The 15,812-nt window shown below is 60.5% G+C and carries 13 protein-coding genes; 11 read left to right on the top strand and 2 right to left on the bottom strand.

Features of this window, described 5'->3' with window-relative positions:
* Positions 1-3: 3 nt before the first annotated feature.
* Positions 4-939, bottom strand: a complete 936-nt coding sequence (locus tag GOX21_RS18355) for a 2-hydroxyacid dehydrogenase (protein ID WP_170379015.1) — start codon at positions 937-939, stop codon at positions 4-6.
* Positions 940-1,091: 152 nt separating this feature from the next.
* On the opposite strand from GOX21_RS18355, the gene GOX21_RS18360 reads away from it, so the two are divergent.
* The 3 genes from GOX21_RS18360 to GOX21_RS18370 all read left to right on the top strand — a co-directional run bounded on the left by GOX21_RS18360 (position 1,092) and on the right by GOX21_RS18370 (position 3,539).
* On the top strand, positions 1,092-1,898 hold the full coding sequence (locus tag GOX21_RS18360) for a thioesterase family protein (RefSeq protein ID WP_170379017.1): 807 nt from the start codon (positions 1,092-1,094) through the stop codon (positions 1,896-1,898).
* A gap of 121 nt (positions 1,899-2,019) precedes the next feature.
* Positions 2,020-2,619, top strand: a complete 600-nt coding sequence (locus GOX21_RS18365; RefSeq protein ID WP_254428612.1) for a DUF1007 family protein — start codon at positions 2,020-2,022, stop codon at positions 2,617-2,619.
* The gene (locus GOX21_RS18370) at positions 2,604-3,539 is read left to right on the top strand and encodes a nickel/cobalt transporter (RefSeq protein ID WP_170379021.1); all 936 of its coding nucleotides are present in this window, start codon (positions 2,604-2,606) and stop codon (positions 3,537-3,539) included. Before GOX21_RS18365 ends, GOX21_RS18370 begins: the two co-directional genes overlap by 16 nt.
* Here GOX21_RS18370 and truA read toward each other — a convergent pair.
* Positions 3,536-4,303, bottom strand: a complete 768-nt coding sequence (gene truA / locus GOX21_RS18375; protein WP_170379023.1) for a tRNA pseudouridine(38-40) synthase TruA — start codon at positions 4,301-4,303, stop codon at positions 3,536-3,538. The genes GOX21_RS18370 and truA overlap by 4 nt on opposite strands.
* 107 nt (positions 4,304-4,410) lie before the next feature.
* On the opposite strand from truA, the gene GOX21_RS18380 reads away from it, so the two are divergent.
* The 8 genes from GOX21_RS18380 to ileS all read left to right on the top strand — a co-directional run bounded on the left by GOX21_RS18380 (position 4,411) and on the right by ileS (position 15,761).
* Positions 4,411-5,823, top strand: a complete 1,413-nt coding sequence (locus GOX21_RS18380; protein WP_170379025.1) for a YcjX family protein — start codon at positions 4,411-4,413, stop codon at positions 5,821-5,823.
* Positions 5,820-6,275 (top strand): GNAT family N-acetyltransferase, encoded by a 456-nt coding sequence (locus tag GOX21_RS18385; protein WP_170362419.1) that lies wholly within the window; start codon positions 5,820-5,822, stop codon positions 6,273-6,275. The genes GOX21_RS18380 and GOX21_RS18385 overlap by 4 nt, the downstream gene beginning before the upstream one ends.
* Positions 6,268-7,257, top strand: a complete 990-nt coding sequence (locus tag GOX21_RS18390) for a YcjF family protein (protein ID WP_170379027.1) — start codon at positions 6,268-6,270, stop codon at positions 7,255-7,257. Before GOX21_RS18385 ends, GOX21_RS18390 begins: the two co-directional genes overlap by 8 nt.
* Before the next feature lie 54 nt (positions 7,258-7,311).
* The gene (locus GOX21_RS18395; protein WP_170379029.1) at positions 7,312-8,022 is read left to right on the top strand and encodes a VIT1/CCC1 transporter family protein; all 711 of its coding nucleotides are present in this window, start codon (positions 7,312-7,314) and stop codon (positions 8,020-8,022) included.
* 93 nt (positions 8,023-8,115) lie between these two features.
* On the top strand, positions 8,116-9,423 hold the full coding sequence (locus tag GOX21_RS18400) for an SDR family oxidoreductase (protein ID WP_254428613.1): 1,308 nt from the start codon (positions 8,116-8,118) through the stop codon (positions 9,421-9,423).
* Positions 9,423-9,902, top strand: a complete 480-nt coding sequence (locus tag GOX21_RS18405; RefSeq protein ID WP_170379031.1) for a DUF2269 family protein — start codon at positions 9,423-9,425, stop codon at positions 9,900-9,902. The genes GOX21_RS18400 and GOX21_RS18405 overlap by 1 nt, the downstream gene beginning before the upstream one ends.
* A 93-nt stretch (positions 9,903-9,995) precedes the next feature.
* Positions 9,996-12,683 (top strand): DUF2339 domain-containing protein, encoded by a 2,688-nt coding sequence (locus tag GOX21_RS18410; RefSeq protein ID WP_170379033.1) that lies wholly within the window; start codon positions 9,996-9,998, stop codon positions 12,681-12,683.
* 165 nt (positions 12,684-12,848) lie between these two features.
* A complete protein-coding gene (gene ileS, locus GOX21_RS18415; RefSeq protein WP_170379035.1) occupies positions 12,849-15,761 on the top strand; it encodes an isoleucine--tRNA ligase in 2,913 nt (970 codons plus the stop codon).
* Positions 15,762-15,812: the final 51 nt, after the last annotated feature.

A 15,812-nucleotide genomic window follows, 5' to 3' on the forward strand; every position in this document is an offset into this window, starting at 1 on the left:
GGTCTAGTAACCGCGGGTCCTGTCGACTTCGTGCAGCAAAAGGCCTCCGGCGCTCAGGCGGCGGAAATTCTCGCCCACATCAGCTAGCGCTTCGCCCAGATGCCAACCCGACACGTGCGGCGTGATGGTGACACTGGGATGTGTCCAGAGCGGGCTGTCGGACGGAAGTGGTTCGGTCGAAGTCACGTCCAGCACCGCATGACCGGGTGTACCATGGTCCAGCGCGACGATCAGGGCGGTTTCTTCAATCAGATCCCCGCGACCCGCGTTCAGTAACTGGCTACCTGGCTTCATTGCCGACAGCATCCCTGCATCGAACAAACCGATTGTCTGCGGGGTCGAAGGCAGGATCGCGCAGACATGGTCGCACTGACCCAGCAGTTCTGGCAGAGCCGCGTCGCCATGCAGGCAGGTAACCCCATCGATCTGCTTGGCTGAGCGGCTCCAACCCATCACTTGAAACCCGACGGCGCGTAGCATTTTGGCGCTGCGGGCACCGATATGGCCCAGACCCAGCACACCTACCACGGTGTCTGGCGAATAGAGTGGTGCTCTGGGGGCCCATTCCGCGCGGTTTTGCGCCTTTTCATGAAAGGTCATGTGTCGTTGATGGCGCAGAACATAAGCGACGAACCATTCGGCAATACCCTGCGCGGGGGCGTCCGGTTTCAGCCGTGTTATACGCACATGCGCGGGCAGGTGCGGATTGCTGACGATGGTTTCGACCCCGGCGCCCAGTTTTTGCACCAGTTTCAGGTTGGGCAGCCGCTTGGGGTGATCGTTGCTCAGCACGACGACGGCGACCATCGTGATGTCGGTCGGATCACCAAGGGTTTCAGGCGTGCGTACATCCATGTCCGGGTGCAGCCGCCGAATGTCTTGGGCGATGTCGTTGTCGCTTATCCAGTCGGACAACCCGGTTTCGATCAGCAACGCCATGTCGCGCCCCCCTCTGCTTCAATTTGCCAGTGATGACGTGCCGTCACTGAACTGGACATCGTTGCCGCAGCTAAGTCATTCTTTGGCCCAAGGTAAAGCCCGGTCATCGGATCGGATGACCAGACACGCACAGAAAACTTTTGAGGCAGCGTATGAACGGGACACAAGACCTGAGCCAACAGGCCTATTTTCATCTGCGCCCTGATGGCGCTTTTGTGGGCAATGACCCCGCCCGGGGGCCGTGGTCGGCCGATCACTGCCACGCTGGGCCTGTCAGCGGTCTGATCGTGCGTGCCGCGGAAACCGAGGTGGGACCGGAAAAGATGCTGACCCGCCTGACGGTCGATCTGCTGCGCCCACAACCCTTGGCAGGGCTGCGCGTGGCTGCCGAGACTACGCGCCATACCAAGACACTGGCGACCACGCGGGTAACGGTTCACGATCTGGATGACACGCTCTGCGCCACCGCGACCACGATGCACTTGGCCCGCCGTAACCTGGGACCGGTCCCGAATGTCACGATCGCTCCACCCCGGCTGGAAGATGCGGTGACGGGGCCATTTCCGATCGGTGAGATACGCCACGGACTACCAGGCTTCGCCAACCACTCAGAAGTGCTGTACCCGAAAGGCGGCAATCAGGGCGCCGGTCCCAAGACGGTCTGGATGCGCACCCCGGCTTTGCTTGAGGGCGAGGACCCTTCGCCGATTCAGGCACTGTGCCCGCTGGCCGATTGTGGCAACGGCATCTCGTGGAACGCACCGACGACCGAGATGGGGTTCATGAACACCGATCTGACCGTGCAAATCCATCGTGAGCCGGGGTCGGATTGGCTGGCCTCAGAATCGCTGTGCCATTGGCAGCCGTCGGGGATCGGAATGTCCCAGTCCGTATTGTATGACACGCAAGGTCCTGTCGGTACGGCCCTGCAAACGCTGGTTCTGTTCCCGCCAAAATGACCCTTTGGCCGGTTTCTGCGGGCGCTGATTGAATCGCATTGCCGCGCGCGGACGCAGGCCCTATCTTTCACGCATGCGTTGGATTGTAACCCTGTTGACCTGCTGCCTCCCGATCCCCGCCATGGCGCACCCGCATGTCTTTATCGACACCGGGCTGGAATTCATTGTGGATGACGCCGGCCAACTGACCCATGTGCGGGTGACCTGGGCTTATGATGAACTTTACTCGTTGTATCAACTTGAAGACATGAAATTGGATCAGGATTTCGACGGAGTTCTCACTGAAAATGAAGAGAAATTCCTAGCCGGTTTCGACGCACAGTGGATCGAAGGGTACAATGGCGATCTGGTCGTCTTTGCAGATGGCGTGCCCGTGTCGCTGTCCGGCCCATTGGAACCGACAGCAACCACCGAAGATGGTCGTATCGTGACAACCCATTTGCGCGCGGTTGATGGCGACGCGGTGTCTGCATCTTCGCTGACGGCGAAGGCTTTTGATGAGACGTTCTACATTGCCTATGAACTGACCCGCCCGGTGACGGTGAGTGGCCCTGCGTCCTGTCAGATGGATCGGATCGACCCCGATATCGATGGTCAGCTGGCGCAGATGCAGGCCTTTTTGTTGACACTGGACGCCGATTACGACCTTGAGGAAAACGATATCCCGCTGGTCGGGGAAAACTTTGCGACCGAGATTTTCGTTTCATGTCCAAATACCTGATTGTTCCGGTTGCCATCGCCATTGCGTTGCTTCTGTGGTTTTGGGGCAGCGGTGGGTTTGACAGTCTGGCCGCGTGGGCGGCGGGTGAGCAGCGCGAGTTTCAGAACCAGATCGCCCGATCCTTACGCGCCGCACGGGCAGAACAGCCCGAGGCCGTCGCCACCCTGCTGACGGTTTGTTTCGCCTATGGGTTCTTTCATGCCATCGGTCCAGGTCATGGCAAGGTGCTGATCGGCGGGTACGGGCTGGGTCGTCGGGTCGCCTTTTGGCGGTTATCCGCAATCAGCGTGCTGTCCAGTCTGGGGCAGGCAGTGACAGCAGTCGTGCTGGTTTACGCTGGCGTTTTGGTGTTTCAGATGTCACGCGAAAGCCTTGTGGGAACAACCGAACAGGTCATGGCCCCAATCAGCTATGGTGCCATCGCCGCGATCGGTCTGTGGCTGGTGTTTCGCGCCATTCGCAGCTTTGCCCGCAGACACCGCAGTAACACAGTGCAAGCGCATCACGACCACGATCATCACCATGGTCACGACCATCATCACGACCACGATGTCTGTTCAGATTGCGGCCATCGCCACGGCCCCTCAGTGGAAGAGGTTGCACAGGTCGGCAGCCTGCGCGAGGCGTTGTTGTTGATTGCCGGTATCGCGGCCCGACCCTGTACTGGGGCGCTGTTTGTGCTGATCCTGACATGGCAGATGGGGATCGCGATGGTTGGCATCGCTGGGGCGTTTGCCATGGCGTTGGGTACGGCGATGGTCACGACCCTGGTCGGGTGGACGTCGTTCGGGTTGCGCGGGGGATTGCTGGCCTCTGCCTCGGCCACAAGGTTTGCATCTGTGCTGGCCCCGACCATTGAATTGGTGGCGGGGCTGACGATAGCGGTGATTGCCAGCGGTTTGCTTCTGCGCACGATTTAACCGAAGACCGGTTCCGGATACCCGACCCGCGCTAGGTACAAGCCCTGCGGCGGGCATACCGGCCCACAGGCGGCGCGATCAGCGGCCTGCAGCGCGTCGCACACATCTTCGGGCGTCCACGCGCCCGCACCGACACGCTCCAGCGTTCCGACAAAGCTGCGCACCTGATTGTGCAGGAACGACCTGGCGCGGACGTGGAAATGTATCTCAGGTCCCGAGAAACCATCGACCTGTTCAACCCGCAACTCATCCAGCGTTTTGACCGGGCTCGCGGCCTGACAGATGGATGAGCGGAAGGTGGTGAAGTCATGCTGCCCGATCAACATATCCGCCCCGGCCTGCATGGTATCGACATCCAGCCGGTGATTGATCTGCCAGACTTGCCCGGCGTCATGGGTCGCAGGTGCACGACGCATCAGGATGCGGAAAAGGTATTGCCTCTCTAACGCGGAAAACCTGGCGTGCCAGTCTTCGTCAACCTGTGCGGCTTTAACGATGGCCACCGGTTGCGGCTTGAGATGATAGTTCAGCGCCTCAGACAGGCGGAACGGGTCCCAATCCTTGACCAGATCGCAATGGGCGACTTGACCCAGCGCATGAACGCCCGCATCGGTGCGGCCCGCTGCAGCAATGGTGTGATCACCGGGTTGAATTCGCGACAAGGCCTGTTCGATTGCTCCCTGCACAGACGGTAATTCCTTTTGCCGCTGCCATCCGGCAAACGGTTCCCCTTGGTATTCGACTTTCAGCGCGTATCTAGGCATGGGCCGCTGGTAACCCGCCCTGCGAAAGGGGGCAAGGGTGGGAAAGCTCTGGCATGTACGGCGCCCTCTACCTATCTTGAGCGAAACGATAAAAGCGGGGCGACAGTTTGGTCATCTCATCCCTGGCAGACAGTCTTGTGCGCGGTGTCGAATCCGTGGGCGACCGTGTGTCTGAAACTCTGTTTGAACCGGTCATCCGTCTGGGCGTTACCGGGTTGGCGCGGTCGGGAAAGACCGTGTTCATCACATCCCTGGTTGCGAATCTGCTGGACCGGGGGCGTATGCCAGGATTGGTCGCGCAGCAGGAGGGCCGCATCAATTCGGTCTACTTACAACCCCAGCCGGACGATACGGTGCCGCGCTTTGATTATGAAAACCACTTGGCGGCGCTGACCGGGCCGCAGCCTCATTGGCCAGATAGCACGCGCGCCGTGTCCGAGCTGCGCCTTTCCTTCAAGGCCCGTCCGGCTGGGTTGCTTGCGGGTCTGCAGGGGCCGCGCACGGTTCATCTGGATATTGTGGACTATCCGGGTGAGTGGCTGCTGGACTTGGCACTACTGGACAAATCATACGAGGCCTGGTCAGCCGAAACCTTAAACCGTATCGAAACGCGGACCGAAGCGGCTGCGTATTTGACGCAGGCCCGGGTGGCAAACCCTGCGGATGCTCATGACGAACCCACGGCTCAGGCGTTGGCCAAAGCCTTTGCTGCGTATTTGAACGCCGCACGGTATGCAGGCTTTTACGACTGTACGCCGGGGCGGTTTCTACTGCCCGGCGATCTGGCGGGTTCTCCGGTGCTGACCTTTGCGCCATTGCCGGTGGAGGGCCACGCGCCGCGCCGCAGCCTGCACCGCGAAATGGCGCGGCGGTATGAGGCGTATAAATCGCAAGTGGTGAAACCCTTCTTTCGCGATCATTTCTCGCGGATCGACCGTCAGGTGGTTCTGGTCGATGCGCTGGGCGCAATCCACAAGGGGCCGCAAGCGGTTGAGGATATGCGTCGCGCGATGGCCGATATCCTCTCGGCCTTTCGACCGGGGCGCAATGCGTGGCTTAGCCAGTTGCTGTTGGGCAAGCGGGTTGAACGTATACTGTTCGCAGCCACCAAGGCCGATCACCTGCACCACACACAGCACCCCCGTCTTACCCATATCATGGAGGCTCTGACCCGGGATGCCCGCGATCGGGCCAGCTTTGCTGGGGCCGAGACGGCGGCGCTGTCGCTGGCCGCCCTGCGCGCCACGACCGAGGAAATCCGGACGCATAACGGAACGGAACTGCCCTGTGTGCGTGGGACGTTGCTGAACGGCAAACAGGCGGCCTTTTATCCCGGTGATCTGCCTGATGACCCGGCGCATTTACTGGGTCCGGCCCGTAACGGGGCTGAAAAGTGGTTGGATAAGGATTTTGGGTTTATGGCCTTTGCCCCAGCGCATCTGACCTTGCGTCCGGGCGATGGCCCGCCCCATATCCGGCTGGACCGCGCCACGCAGTTTCTGATCGGAGACCGCCTGTGACCGTGACCCTCCGCCCCGCTCGTACCACGGATGCCGGAAAGATCGGAGAGATCCTGCACGGCTTTTCGCGCGAAAACGATTGGATGCCCGAGCTACATACCTGCGCTGAAACCATCGCCTTTTGCGGTTGGATGATCGATCTAGGGTGGGTCACGGTGGCCGAAACCGATACTGGCGTTGTGGGGTTTCTTGCGCTCAATGAAACAGAAGTTCATTCCCTGTATTTGACACCGCCAGAATGTGGACAAGGCATTGGACAGCGCTTGTTGGACCACGCCAAGTCCGATCAGATCGAACTGTCCCTTTTTGCGTTTCAGGCCAACCACGGGGCGTGCCGGTTCTATGAGCGCAACGGTTTTGCCGAAGTTGCCCGCAGCGACGGGGCCGATAACGATGAAAATCTGCCAGACATCAAATATGTCTGGCGGCGGAAAGGGGTGGCGGATGGCTAAAGGTCCGGTACTGATTGATCTCGATACGGAAGAACCTGCCGCCGACGTAGCACAGGCTCCGCCGGTCCCCGATATTGAGCCACCTCAAGGTCAGGCGATGCAAGCGGCAGCCCGCTTGGCTGCGCGGAAACCCTCGGTTCTGTCACGATGGTTTTGGGGTCTGGCGCTGGCCGTAATTGGCGCGGTGGTTTCTGTTGCCGCATGGGATTTCGCCACCTCGCTGTTGTTGCGGTCACCGATATTGGGCTGGGTTGTAACTGGTCTGATCGGTGCGTTGGTTCTGGTCGCCCTGATCATCGCCCTACGGGAGCTGGCAGCCATCGGGCGCTTGTCCCGCGTGGATGGGATGCGCCGCGCCGCAGATGCCGCGTTGGCTGAGGCGGATTTGGCACAGGCCCGTGCGGTCACCAACCGCCTGGTCGCGTTTTACAAAGGGCGCGAAGAAACCCGGTGGGGCCGTGACCGTCTGGCTGAACGGATGGAAGAGCAATTCGACGCCTCAACCCTGCTGACCTTGGCCGAGGACGAAATGCTGGCCCCGCTGGACGCTGCCGCCAGCCGTGAGGTCGAGGCCGCCGCCCGTCAGGTTGCCACGGTGACCGCACTGGTGCCCTTAGCGTTGGCCGATGTTGTGACGGCGCTTGCGGCCTCATTACGGATGATCCGTCGGGTTGCTGAGATTTATGGCGGACGCGCTGGATTTCTGGGCAGCTGGCGCCTGACCCGTGCAGTGTTCGTGCATCTGGTGGCGACCGGGGCCGTGGCCGTGGGTGATGATCTGCTGGAACCTATTCTGGGCGGATCGGTCCTTAGCAAACTGTCGCGCCGGTTTGGCGAGGGGCTGGTGAACGGCGCGCTCAGCGCGCGGGTTGGTGTGGCTGCGATGGAGGTCTGCCGACCACTGCCGTTTTCCGACCGGCACAAGCCATCTACGCGTGGGATGATCAAACGCGCGCTCAGCGGGTTGTTTTCCAAAACTTGACCTGACGCAAAGTCCTGTGGCTCGCTGGTGTGCATAACAAAGCCGGAGCCAGCCATGACCGATCACGGACACAGCCAGCAGGAAATCGCCGCGCGGATCAATGCGCCTCCGGGGCGAGGCGTGCTGCGGGACGTGGTGTATGGCGGTATCGACGGATCGGTCACCACCTTTGCCATCGTAGCCGGGGTTGCCGGAGCGGGGCTTTCGCCGTTCATCATCGTGGCGCTGGGGCTTGCCAATGTTCTGGCCGACGGGTTTTCCATGGCTGCCGGGAATTACTCGGGCACCAAGGCCGAGTTGGACAACATCCGCCGCATCCGCGCCATCGAGGAACGCCACATCAGCCTTTACCCGGAGGGCGAGCGCCGCGAGGTGCGCGAGATACTAGCCCAAAAGGGCCTGTCGGGCGACGTTCTGGATGAGGCCACCGATGCAATCACCGCCAACCACGACAATTGGATCAACCTGATGGTCGAAGGCGAATACGGGTTGGGCAGCGTCGACCCCCATCCGTTCAAAGCTGCCATGGCGACCTTCATCGCCTTTCTTGTCGCGGGCATGGTGCCATTGCTGCCATTCCTTTTATCGGTCGATCATGCCTTTGTCATCTCGGCCTGCATGACGATGGGTGTTTTCTTTGCCATTGGAGCCTTCAAAGCCCATTGGTCGCTGTCCCCGTGGTGGCGGTCCGGGCTCGAGACCTTTTTGATCGGCGGTGCAGCAGCCTTGATCGCTTATCTTGTCGGCTCGCTGTTTCACCCCTGACGGCCAAGATTGTCGCAGTGAGTCCCATAGGGCTGGTCAATTGCTGGCCAACGGTTACGCTGCCGCAAGCAGGTTCATCGGGTTGAGCAATCATTGCGGATTGAGAATAAAAATGTCCTGGTTTTAGGGGCTTATGGCTTTATCGGCGCTGCGGTGACGCGATCTCTGCAAGCCGAGGGCGCGCATGTGGCGGCCTTTGTGCGTAACTTGAAAACCGGGGTGCAGGTTCTGCCGGATGTCACGCAGGTGCAAGGCGATTTGCGGGCTTGTCTGCAGCCCAAGGACTGGGGCGCGCATCTGGAGCACGTTGACTGTGTCGTGAACTGTGCAGGAGCATTGCAGGACGGTCCCGCCGATGATCTCGAGGCTGTGCATCACACCGCCATTGCGGCCTTGGGGCAAGCCTGCGCGCAAAGGGGCATTGCGGTGGTTCAAATCTCGGCCATTGGTGCTGACCTCGATGCAGAAACGGATTTCATGCGCACCAAGGCGGCTGGGGACGCTGCGCTGCGGGCCTGTGATGTGCCGCTTTGGATTTTTAAACCCGGTCTGGTGATCGGGCAATCCGATTATGGCGGAACAGCGCTGCTGCGCATGCTGGCAGCGGTTCCTTTGGTACAACCCATCGCGTATCCGCATGTTTTGGTTCAATGCGTCGGCATGTCGGACCTGTGCCGCGCCGTGACCGCAGCCGTGGCGGATGAGGCCCCACAGGGTACTTACGATCTGGCCGAAGACACACCCGCCCCACTATCTGAGGTCCTGGCCGAGACACGGCGCTGGATGGGTTTTCCCGCAGCGCGATTCACTGTGAGAATGCCGGCGGTTGTTACAGCCATAATCGCACGCGGCGCTGATGCGTTGGGCCATTTGGGTTGGCGCTCGCCTCTGCGCAGCAATGCGATGACCGTGATGGGCGAGGGTGTGGTTGGTGATCCGGAACCATATCGCGCCGCAACAGGCCGGTCACTGGCACCCTTGCCCCAGGTTTATGCAGGCCTGACTTGCGCCCGTGAACATCGGCTGGTTGCGCGAATGTCCTTGCTGATGCCACTGGTCGTCGCCGCGCTCAGCCTGTTCTGGCTGCTGTCCGGCTTTTTCGGGCTGATTGGTCTGCCTAAGGCTACATCGGTTCTGACCGGGGCCGGGTGGAGCACCGGAATGGCCGTTGCCAGCGTTTTGTTCTGGTCATTGGTCGACATTTTTCTGGGGCTTGCGATCCTGTGGCGACCCTGGGCTGCGCGCGCCTGTCTGGCGCAGGTCGCGGTGGCCTTGTTCTATTTGCTGGCGGCCAGTTTAACCGTACCCGACCTGTGGCTGGACCCGCTTGGCCCGTTGATCAAAATCCTGCCGGCGATGACCTTGTCGCTTATCGCCTGGCCCCTGTTGCAGAGCCGCTGATGGACCCTGACCTGATCCTGCGTTGGTTACACGTTATCGGCGCCTGCGTCCTGTTGGGCACGGGGGCAGGCATCGCGTTTTTCATGCTGATCGCGCATCGTTCTGGTGACGCCAGGTTCATCGCGCAGACCGCAGGAACCGTGGTGCTGGCCGATCTGCTGTTCACGGCAACGGCGGTTTTACTGCAACCGGTGACAGGCGGATTGCTGGCGTGGCGGTTGGGCTGGCCTTTGACCGAAGGTTGGGTTTTGGCCTCGCTGGTGCTCTATGCGGTTGCGGGGGCGTTTTGGTTGCCGGTGGTGTGGATACAGGTTCGAATGCGCAGGTTGGCGCAGGCCTCTGCAGTTGCGGACGCGCCGCTGCCTTGGGCTTATCACCGTCTGTTCCGCATCTGGTTCGCTTGCGGATTTCCTGCCTTTGCGTCGGTTTTGATTATCATCTGGCTGATGATCGCCCGTCCGTCGATTGGTTGGGTGTAGCCCTAAAGACCGACAAACAATTTATCGGGAATTCTGGCTGTTGCTGACTGTGCGCCTCGGGTAGCCTGACATCGAAACCGCCCGGAGAACTCATTGGAATCCCTTCTTGTCCTTGTCGGATTGATCGTGCTGGCCATTCCGGTCACCATCGTTGTGCTGTTAGTCAACCACACACGCCTACGTCGACGGGTTGAGCATCTGGAACGCCAAATACTGTCCCTTGGCAGCGATGCGCCGGAACCACAGCAGGCTGAGCCGCGCAAACCGACCGAAAAGCCGGACAGGGCATCAAAACCCGCCCCTTGGTCTGCAGCCAAGGCGCAATCGGTCAAACCTGTGGCCGAGCAAACGCCACCCGCAGCCGTTGTCTTCCGCGAGGATCGTCTGGCCGCGCTGACAATCTGGCTGCGCGAGAACTGGTTCTATGCAGTCTCGGCCCTGTCGCTGGCGCTGGCGGGGATATTTCTGGTTCAGTACGGCGTTGAAAGCGGGCTGTTGCCGCCATTCGCTCGGGTGATCGCGGCGTTGCTTTTCGGTGCAGTGCTGATTGTTGCTGGCGAGGTCATCCGGCGCAGATATGGTGATGACGAAAGCACAGCGACTGCCTATCTGCCGTCGGTCTTTTCCGGTGCTGGGCTGGTCACGCTGTTCGGAGGCGTTCTGGCCGCGCGGCAGCTTTATGACCTGATCGGCCCCGAGGTCGCTTTGACCGCAATGGTCGCGGTTGCGCTGGTGGGATTGGTTTTGGGCTGGTTTCACGGCCCTTTGCTGGCCGCTGTCGGATTAATGGGTGCGTTTTCTGCCCCCTTCGTGGTTGGTGGCACGTCAGAGAACCCAAGCTGGCTGTATGCCTATTTCGTTGTCATCGCTGTTCTGGGTCTGGGAATCGACACGGTGCGGCGATGGGCATGGATTTCGGTCCTGACCTTGTTTGGGGCCTACACAACCTGCCTACTGCTGGTGTTGTCTTCGCCCCTGACCGAGGCCGCATACTTGATTTGCGTGACGGCATTGGCTGTGATCGCCATCGCAATTCCGGTCCGGCGCGTTTGGCCCAATCATGGCGGGTCGATGATCTGCGAAATCGTTAGCTGGAAAAAGGGCGATGCATGGCCGGAATTCCCGACCCGACTGGGCTTTGGCGCGGTCGTTGTCAGCTCGGCGATTGTGTCGCTGCACTGGGCGGACAGTGTTGATGAGTTCTGGTTGGGCGTTGTTCTGCCATCCGGGATGACCCTTGGATTGATGTTGTGGGCACAGCGGGCGGAAGCGTTGCAGGATGCTACGGCACTGCCTGCGCTTGGTCTCGTCTGGTTTGTCCTGATGCATGGCTTGGACAACGGGATCGTTTTGCGCCAGTTTGCCGAGACCTTTGCAGAAACGCCCGAGGCTGACTTTCCTTGGGTGGTAACCATTCTCATCGCCCTTGGCGTGGTGATTTCGATCACTTCGGCATGGCGGTCGATGAATGCGCAAAGATACGCGGCAATCTGGGCCGGAGCAGCGGCGGTGTTTGCCCCCGCGTTGGCCATCGCGCTTGAGGTCGGCTGGCATCCGGCCCACGTCATCGGGGCATACCCTTGGGCCTTGCACGCAATTGCGCTGGGCGTGCTGATGGTCGTTCTGGCGGAACGCTTTGCACGCGCGGATGGCGAGGACCGGATGCGTCCGGCGCTGGCTACGATATCAGCCCTGTCCTGCCTGAGTTTTGCCTGCATCATTGTTCTTAGCTCGGCCGCGTTAACCATTGCGCTGGTTGTGATGGTCGTGGTGGCAGCGGCGCTGGATCGCCAATTCAATCTGCCACCGATGACTTGGTTCATCTGGGCAGGCGTGTTCACCATCACCGTTCGGTTGGTTCTGACACCGGGCCTTGCCTGGGCCAGCTATGCACCGGTGCCTGAGATGGCGCTGGTGTATGGCGGGGCCACTTTGGGATTTGTGATCGGGTGGTTGCTACTGCGGCCGATGCATCGCCCGGTGGCGAGCCTGTTGTTGGAAAGCGCGGCTTGGGCAACCGGGGGCATTCTGCTGTCCTTGCTTTTGGAGCGCTGGCTGCAAAGCTTTGGCGAAGGCAACGCCACCAACAGCCACTGGGGGTTGGGCTTGCTGGCGATCATCTGGCTGCTTCTAGCCTTCGCGCAAGTCCGGCGGTTGGAGCTGGGGGGTAAGCTGAACTACGTCCGCTATCTGCTGGCCGCATTCTTTGCCAGCCACGGCTTGTTGCGTCTGGCGCAGGCGGTGGTCGAGGCGAACCCGCTGCTCGGCACAGCCGTGCCACCGGTTCTGGGACCGCCGGTTCTGAATACGCTGGCGGTGGCCTATCTGCTGCCTGCGCTGATTATCGGTTTCTCGGTCTGGCGCATTTACGCAACCCCGCTTTGGCTAAAGCGTGCCAGTTGGGGATTGACCAGTGTACTTGCCGCCCTTTGGCTGGGGTTGATGATCCGCCATGTTTGGCAGGGCGCCGCTGGGATGTATGAAGGCAACGGCGTGACACAGCCCGAACTTTACACCTACACCATGGCTCTGCTGGCGATTGGTGCGGTGCTGTTCTACCAATCGCTGGCGCGCCGATCCGACCTGATGCGCAAGGCGGGTCTGGTGGTGATCGGACTGGCCGTGGCCAAGGTGTTCCTGATCGATATCGCTGGCCTGGGTGGGCTGATCCGGGTGTTCTCGCTGCTGGCGCTGGGCCTGGCATTGGCAGGGCTGGCATGGCTGAACCGATGGGCCAAGCTGCGCCATTCGCCGCAGGACCCGGAACCTCTGGACCATTGAGGGCGGGCGTCCTATAAGCGCGGCCATGTATGACCGGATGGCCATCATTATTCGAATTATATCCCCGGCGCTCTGACCCATTGAGACGCCGGGCAAAGGTGTTTGAGACTTCGCACCGACCGCTTCGAGCCATAAGACGACCAGATCATCCAAAGGACGCCCCCAATGTGCGCCGACACGATCCAGACACCTGATTACAAAGACACGCTGAACCTGCCCAAAACCGACTTCCCCATGCGCGCCGGCCTGCCCAAACGCGAGCCCGCATGGCTGGAGCGGTGGGAGACCATCGGCGTCTATGACCGCTTGCGTGAAAAAGAAAACCGCACGCCCTTTACCCTGCATGACGGCCCCCCCTACGCCAACGGCCACCTGCATATCGGCCACGCGCTGAACAAGACGATCAAGGACATGATCGTCCGGTCCCATCAGATGATGGGTCATGATGCGCGCTATGTGCCCGGCTGGGATTGCCACGGCCTGCCAATCGAATGGAAGATCGAAGAACAATACCGCAAGAAGGGCAAGAACAAGGATGAGGTGAACATCGTCGATTTCCGCCAGGAGTGCCGGAAGTTCGCCGAAGGCTGGATCGACATCCAGCGCGAAGAGTTCAAGCGTCTGGGCATCACCGGCAACTGGCCCGATCCCTACATCACCATGGATTATCATGCCGAAGCCGTGATCGCGGACGAGTTCATGAAGTTCCTGATGAACGGCACGCTCTATCAGGGCTCGAAACCCGTGATGTGGTCGCCCATCGAAAAGACCGCGCTGGCCGAAGCTGAGGTCGAGTATCACGACAAGGAAAGCTTCACCATCTGGGTGAAGTTCAAAGTCGTGAATGCAGGCGACTTGGATGATGCTTTTGTCGTGATCTGGACGACGACTCCGTGGACCATGCCGTCGAACAAGGCGGTCGTGTACGGTAAGGATATCTCCTACGGCCTGTACGAAGTCACCGGCGCACCTGAGGAATGCTGGGCCAGTGTCGGCGACAAGTTCTTGCTGGCAGACAACCTTGCCGCTGACGTGTTGGGCCGCGCCCGTCTGAACGACGATCAGTGGACCCGCGTCCGCGACGTGACGACGGATGAGTTGGCCAATGTTCAACTGACCCACCCGCTGGCCGGTGCCGAAGGTGGCGACGGCGAATGGGATGACATCCGCGACTTCCGTGCCGCTGAATTCGTGACTGATACCGAAGGCACTGGCTTCGTCCACTGCGCGCCGTCGCACGGGATGGAGGAATTCGAACTTTACCGCGATCTGGGCATGCTTGAGCAGGTCATCACTTACAACGTGATGGATGACGGCTCGTTCCGCGCCGATCTACCGTTCTTTGGTGGAAAATACATCCTGTCCCGCAAGGGTGGCGAAGGTGACGCTAACAAGGCCGTGATCGACAAGCTGGTCGAAGTCGGTGGTCTGCTGGCACGCGGCAAGATCAAGCACAGCTATCCGCATTCGTGGCGCTCGAAAGCTCCGATCATCTATCGCAACACGCCGCAGTGGTTTGCCTCGGTCGACCGCAAGCTGGATGACGGCATGGGCGAGATGGGCGACACCATCCGCGAACGCGCTTTGCGTTCGATCGACGAGTTGGTGAAATGGACGCCGCAGACAGGCCGTAACCGCCTGTACTCGATGATCGAAGCGCGCCCGGACTGGGTTCTGTCGCGCCAGCGTGCATGGGGTGTACCGCTGACCTGTTTCACCAAGAAAGGTGCTCTGCCCACCGATGCGGATTACCTGCTGCGCAATGAAGAACTGAACGCCCGCATCAAGGCGGCGTTCGAAAAGGACGGCGCAGACGTCTGGTATACCGAAGGCTTCAAGGAAAAGATCCTCGACGGCATCGTCAATCCTGACGACTACGATCAGGTCTTTGACGTGCTGGATGTGTGGTTCGACTCGGGTTCGACCCACGCGTTCGTTCTGCGCGATCGCGAGGACGGAACCGAGGATGGCATTGCCGATGTCTACATGGAGGGCACCGACCAGCACCGCGGCTGGTTCCATTCGTCCATGCTGCAAGCCTGCGGCACCAAGGGCCGCGCACCGTACCGGAACGTGGTGACTCACGGTTTTACGCTGGATGCCAAGGGCAACAAGATGTCCAAATCGCTGGGCAACACCATCGTGCCGGAAGAGGTCATCAAGCAATATGGCGCCGATATCCTGCGCCTGTGGGTGGCACAGACCGATTATACCGCCGACCAGCGGATCGGGCCGGAAATCCTGAAAGGCACCGCCGACAGCTATCGCCGCCTGCGCAATACCATGCGGTTCATGCTGGGATCATTGGCCGATTTCACCGAGGCGGATCGGGTTGATCCCGCAGACATGCCGCGCCTGGAGCGTTGGGTTCTCAGCCGTCTGGCGGATTTGGATGAGCAAGTGCGCAAGGGCTATGCGTCCTTCGATTTCCAGGGCGTGTTCAGCGCAGTGTTCACTTTCGCGACCGTAGACCTGTCTTCGTTCTACTTCGACGTCCGCAAGGATGCGCTTTATTGCGATGGCAACAACCTGCGGCGTCGTTCTGCCCGCACCGTGCTGGACATTCTGTTCCATCGCCTGACCACATGGCTGGCCCCCGTTCTGGTCTTCACCATGGAAGAGGTCTGGCTGGAGCGGTTCCCGGGCGACGACAGTTCGGTCCATCTGGTAGACTTCCCGGATACACCCGCCGATTGGCGCGACGCTGAACTTGAGGCCAACATGGCCAAGGTTCGTCGTGTGCGTCGGGCCGTAACCGCCGCGCTGGAAATCCAGCGTCAGGACAAGGTGATTGGTTCCAGCCTCGAAGCGGCACCGATTGTGCATGTCGAGGATGGCGACACCCGCGATCTGCTGGCCACGTTCGACGTGGACGACATGTGCATCACCTCGGGTCTGACGGTGACCGGCGATCCTGCCCCAGCCGAGGCGTTCCGTGTGCCGGAAATCGAAGGCGTTGCCGTCGTATTCGAAAAAGCAGAAGGCGAGAAATGTCAGCGCTGCTGGAAAATCCTGCCTGATGTGGGTCGTCACACCCACGCGGGTGTTTGCGGACGCTGCGACGAGGCGCTGAGCTAACCTTAGAACCCCCGGCCCACACGCCGGGGGTTTTCTCTTCTTGCGCCCAGC

It is taken from the genome of Ruegeria atlantica (genome assembly GCF_013032005.1).
GTDB lineage: Bacteria > Pseudomonadota > Alphaproteobacteria > Rhodobacterales > Rhodobacteraceae > Ruegeria > Ruegeria atlantica_A.

What these genes read in the sequence shown, in the direction of transcription:
- GOX21_RS18355 (WP_170379015.1), bottom strand. Translation starts at nt 939, where the DNA reads ATGGCGTTGCTGATCGAAACCGGGTTGTCCGACTGGATAAGCGACAAC.
- GOX21_RS18360 (WP_170379017.1), top strand. Translation starts at nt 1,092, where the DNA reads ATGAACGGGACACAAGACCTGAGCCAACAGGCCTATTTTCATCTGCGC.
- GOX21_RS18365 (WP_254428612.1), top strand. Translation starts at nt 2,020, where the DNA reads ATGGCGCACCCGCATGTCTTTATCGACACCGGGCTGGAATTCATTGTG.
- GOX21_RS18370 (WP_170379021.1), top strand. Translation starts at nt 2,604, where the DNA reads ATGTCCAAATACCTGATTGTTCCGGTTGCCATCGCCATTGCGTTGCTT.
- truA (WP_170379023.1), bottom strand. Translation starts at nt 4,303, where the DNA reads ATGCCTAGATACGCGCTGAAAGTCGAATACCAAGGGGAACCGTTTGCC.
- GOX21_RS18390 (WP_170379027.1), top strand. Translation starts at nt 6,268, where the DNA reads ATGGCTAAAGGTCCGGTACTGATTGATCTCGATACGGAAGAACCTGCC.
- GOX21_RS18395 (WP_170379029.1), top strand. Translation starts at nt 7,312, where the DNA reads ATGACCGATCACGGACACAGCCAGCAGGAAATCGCCGCGCGGATCAAT.
- GOX21_RS18405 (WP_170379031.1), top strand. Translation starts at nt 9,423, where the DNA reads ATGGACCCTGACCTGATCCTGCGTTGGTTACACGTTATCGGCGCCTGC.
- ileS (WP_170379035.1), top strand. Translation starts at nt 12,849, where the DNA reads ATGTGCGCCGACACGATCCAGACACCTGATTACAAAGACACGCTGAAC.